6 protein-coding genes are annotated in these 3,663 nt (G+C 33.3%); 2 read left to right on the plus strand and 4 right to left on the minus strand.

What is annotated here, in order from left to right; translation table 11 throughout:
• Positions 1 to 49 precede the first annotated feature (49 nt).
• Complete coding sequence (locus ACERII_RS25565; protein ID WP_373645829.1) at positions 50 to 190, minus strand: hypothetical protein; 141 nt, start codon at positions 188 to 190, stop codon at positions 50 to 52.
• A gap of 327 nt (positions 191 to 517) precedes the next feature.
• Here ACERII_RS25565 and ACERII_RS25570 point away from each other — a divergent pair, with 327 nt between their 5' ends.
• Together ACERII_RS25570 and ACERII_RS25575 are read left to right on the plus strand one after the other, a co-directional pair.
• The gene (locus tag ACERII_RS25570) at positions 518 to 694 is read left to right on the plus strand and encodes a hypothetical protein (protein ID WP_373645831.1); all 177 of its coding nucleotides are present in this window, start codon (positions 518 to 520) and stop codon (positions 692 to 694) included.
• Positions 685 to 1,221: a hypothetical protein gene (locus ACERII_RS25575; protein WP_373645833.1), complete on the plus strand. Its 537-nt coding sequence runs from the start codon at positions 685 to 687 to the stop codon at positions 1,219 to 1,221. Before ACERII_RS25570 ends, ACERII_RS25575 begins: the two co-directional genes overlap by 10 nt.
• A 105-nt stretch (positions 1,222 to 1,326) precedes the next feature.
• Here the strand turns inward: ACERII_RS25575 and ACERII_RS25580 are convergent, their stop codons facing one another.
• The 3 genes from ACERII_RS25580 to ACERII_RS25590 are packed head-to-tail and all read right to left on the minus strand — an operon-like array spanning position 1,327 to position 3,162.
• Positions 1,327 to 1,809, minus strand: coding sequence for an SMI1/KNR4 family protein (locus ACERII_RS25580; RefSeq protein WP_373645835.1), 483 nt, complete (start codon positions 1,807 to 1,809; stop codon positions 1,327 to 1,329).
• A gap of 18 nt (positions 1,810 to 1,827) precedes the next feature.
• Positions 1,828 to 2,895, minus strand: a complete 1,068-nt coding sequence (locus ACERII_RS25585; protein ID WP_373645836.1) for an HNH endonuclease signature motif containing protein — start codon at positions 2,893 to 2,895, stop codon at positions 1,828 to 1,830.
• Between the two features lie 48 nt (positions 2,896 to 2,943).
• Positions 2,944 to 3,162 (minus strand): hypothetical protein, encoded by a 219-nt coding sequence (locus tag ACERII_RS25590; RefSeq protein ID WP_373645838.1) that lies wholly within the window; start codon positions 3,160 to 3,162, stop codon positions 2,944 to 2,946.
• Positions 3,163 to 3,663 lie beyond the last annotated feature (501 nt).

Genomic DNA, 3,663 nt, shown 5'->3' on the forward strand with positions numbered 1-3,663 from the left:
AAATCGACTTTTTCACTGGTCTCGAACCGTCCTTGTTTGCTTCCGGAACTCAGTTTTTCAAAAGTTGTTCTGGTTCCTTTGCTGTTTCTGTAAACAAATGTAGTGCCATGAGTGCCACCAGTTTATTCCCATTCTGACTGATCGTTTCTTTTGTTTCTGGTGTTAAAAAGTCAAATAAATTCTGTTCCATTTTCCATTCTCTCCTTTGAGTAAAATCATATGAATGATTACCTTCGTTTTAAAATCCTACTATTCTACTCTCCAGAAAAACGAGATATAACGGGATTTTCTATGACATATTTAACACCTACTTTCCGTACATATTTCCAGAAGGAATCTTGTTTCTAAGTTTGTGTTACAAAAAGATTGATAGATTAGTAGCCCAATTTTATAGATTTTCTTGTTTTTCATTTTGTAGAAAGGTATAATATAGAAAAAGATGCCATATACTGTACTACTATTCTGTATGGAAAAGTGGTGAAGTTATATGCGCAAAAACGAAAAGGAGGAAAATGAAATGGCTGTCTTAGCAATGAATGAACAGTATATTTTAGAAGAAGAAGCAGCTAGAAAGATTGTTTCCGCCTCCCCGGTTAAATTAAAAAAAAGCAACGTATTTCATGATCATAACATGAGTGATGATGAAGCAATCGCTCATGCTTCTAATATTCTTAAAAGAAGAAAATGCAAGTAATCAGTTTAGCAAATCTTATAAGAGTTGCAGAGGAGAGCGAAGTACGTGATTACCTCTCCTCTTTTTCATGCGAAAAGAATCCCTGGGTGGAAGATTTTTTAAAGTATCAAGCAATTGATAGTGAAAAAAGGGTACATGCAAGAACCCACTTAATTATTGACGAAGATAATAATGATGAAATAATTGGGTATTTTACTCTTAAAAACAAACAGTTCGATTTTGAAGGAACCACTTCGGGTTCTTTGAGACAAAAGATTGCGTATAGTAAGAAAGCAACATCTGTAAGTACTATTTTGATTGCACAACTAGGTAGATCGGATAGGTATAAGGGAGTTGTGCCTGGTTCCAAAGTGTTGGAATTAGCACTTGAAAAATGTGATGTAATGTATAAGTTAATTGGAATGAGAATTGTGTGTGTTGAGTATGAACCTATACCAGAGCTTGAACAGTTTTATTCAGACAATGACTTTCAATACCTACAATGTAGTCCAAGTGGGTACAAGTTGGCTTTTATACGTTTGTCATAGAGGAATCCGACTGCATCGGGTTCTTTTTAATTTCCCTTCTTTACCGTCATCATTCCAAATAAAAGAGTAGTAATGGTGATCTACTACTACTCCCAAGTACGTTATTTAACTCCATTCCCAAAACGATGAGCCTTGAGCTATAACAAATCTCTCTAACCAAGTTGAATAATCAATGTTAAGTTTTCCGAACTGTTCTTCATCTTCAAAATTCAAAAATTCCCCAATCCACATGACGTTTTCTTTCGTACCTTCTATACATTGACAAACAATCCATAACCCATCTAGTCCACAACCAATAGGAAAGAAGTGGTTTGGACACTCCCAAATATCCTTATATTCTAATGACTCGGATATGGAAAACAGTTGTGTGCCTCCTCCTCCATGAGGACTCTCGTATAAATAAGCTCCATTTTGTTTTTTGAAAAAACTTAAAAGTTCCTCCGGAATATAATCTGGTAGTTTTTTCAGTTCCTCTGCTGATGCTGGTGAATGAAAGGTAAAGAGTTCTTCCTCCAGGTACCCATCCTCTCTTTGTACAAGAAGTTTGTTGTGTTGCAATCTATTTTTTAGGTTTTCAATTGTTATCATGCACACCGTTCCTTTATCTTAATAATTGGTCCACCATGGTGTAACCGTTTTGGTATGAAAATCCGTTCTTAAAGGGATTAGGTTGTCATAATTATGAGAACCATTATATGCCCTTGGGCGGATATGGTGGACTTGGAAATCACTTCTAGTGATTTTTCCATAATTTTTTTCATACCAATCCAAATAATCATTTCTCATCTTTGTTGTCCAGGCTACAGGATTCGGATTTTTTACCCATGTTGTAGAGCTTGGTTCTGTCATTACCTTTCCTGATTTACTATCTTTATATGTTGGGTATGGAACTCCTTTTTTATTTATCAAAACTCGATCCGTACTTGAATTTGTTGTCTTTTTTGAACCATTTTTAAAAGTACCAGTAAAAGTAGCATATGTTTGCCAGTAATACGTTTTACTAATCGGACTTTCCAACTTGTATGGTGTTCCAAGTATTGCATTGGTAATTAATCTAGATGAACTATAAGTGTAGCTTCCAGTTCGTGATGTTTTCCTTTTTGATTCTAAATTCATTCTGTAGATGATAGGTTTTAATACTCCTCCTGCTCTTGTAATTTTTCCCGTAGTTACAAGTTTTGCATTTGTTGTGTTATAATTGGCAATCACGGCATTGTGAAGTGTAGAAAAGTATCCTAATCCCGACTGAGCTGCAGAGGCACTTTTTTTTTGTATAAACGAATAACTTTCTTCTTTCTGATTTACTAATTCGTCAACAAATTCTCCTAGCTCTTTAATTACAATATCTTCACCTTCATGCACAATAATGTTTAAAGCGATTGAAGAATCTAATAGTATGTTCTCAGGTTCAAGTGCTAACTCTTCATCCTTTTCAATTGCAAAGGATACAGAATCATCTAGTATATCTCTTTCTAAGCCTTGCGTTGTGAATGTATTATCAATACTATGAAACTTTTTCTCTACTATTTTATCAAGAGATTCTTCTATAGAAAGGTTCTCATCAAAATACTGAATAATAAACTCTGTATTCTCTAAAGTCATCTCTTCACTATGAAGTTTGATTTCGTCTGTAATTAAATCTTTAAAGTCAATGGATTGTAATTCATAAATCATCTCTGTCCATTCTTCATCAATATCAAGTTCTTCGAGTAGATTTAGATTTTATTCAATTCTACTAATTTGTTGATCCAGCCTTTCTATCAACAATATTTCGTAAGGAACATACTCAAAGAAACCATCTTTATATATAGAAGATTCAATCATTTCTGTTTCATTTGCTTTTACATCTGCCGAACCTATACCTTTCAAAAAGCCAAGATTTAAAGAGTAGGGTGAGAACACTAATGCTAACACTAATAAACTAGCAATCCACTTTTTCATTAAAAATCAGTTCTCCTTCTTATTTAGATTGACTTGCAAATTTAATTATATTCCATCTTTTGGAATAAGCAACAAATTTTATGAATTGTTTGTTATATGTTCACAAAATGAATTTGCGTATCAAGAAGTTCCGTAAATATGTTTTCGGAACTCTTGTAGTTTCATAGTCTGTTAGAAAAAACCTGATATATCAACGTTTTATCGTGTTTTCCACGCTTAATGAGTTTTATTTGAATAGAATATACAATCTTTATATATAAATATACAATTCATGTCTCTATGTCCTTAATGTAAATTTATACATGGTCTATTTGTTAGCTCGCTACACCAAAACTATACTACTACATTCCCTGGTAGCAATTCCTTGCATTTTATAAAAAATAACATTTCTCACTAGTGTTGCATAAATACTGACTGAATTTTCAGTTTTAAAGTTCTTCCTGTTCAGAGCCAAAAAGATAATTATCCAATCAAAGGTGGCTCCATCCATTTGGAAATTTT

Source organism: Evansella sp. AB-rgal1 (genome assembly GCF_041820985.1).
In the GTDB taxonomy this organism is placed as follows: domain Bacteria; phylum Bacillota; class Bacilli; order Bacillales; family Salisediminibacteriaceae; genus Evansella.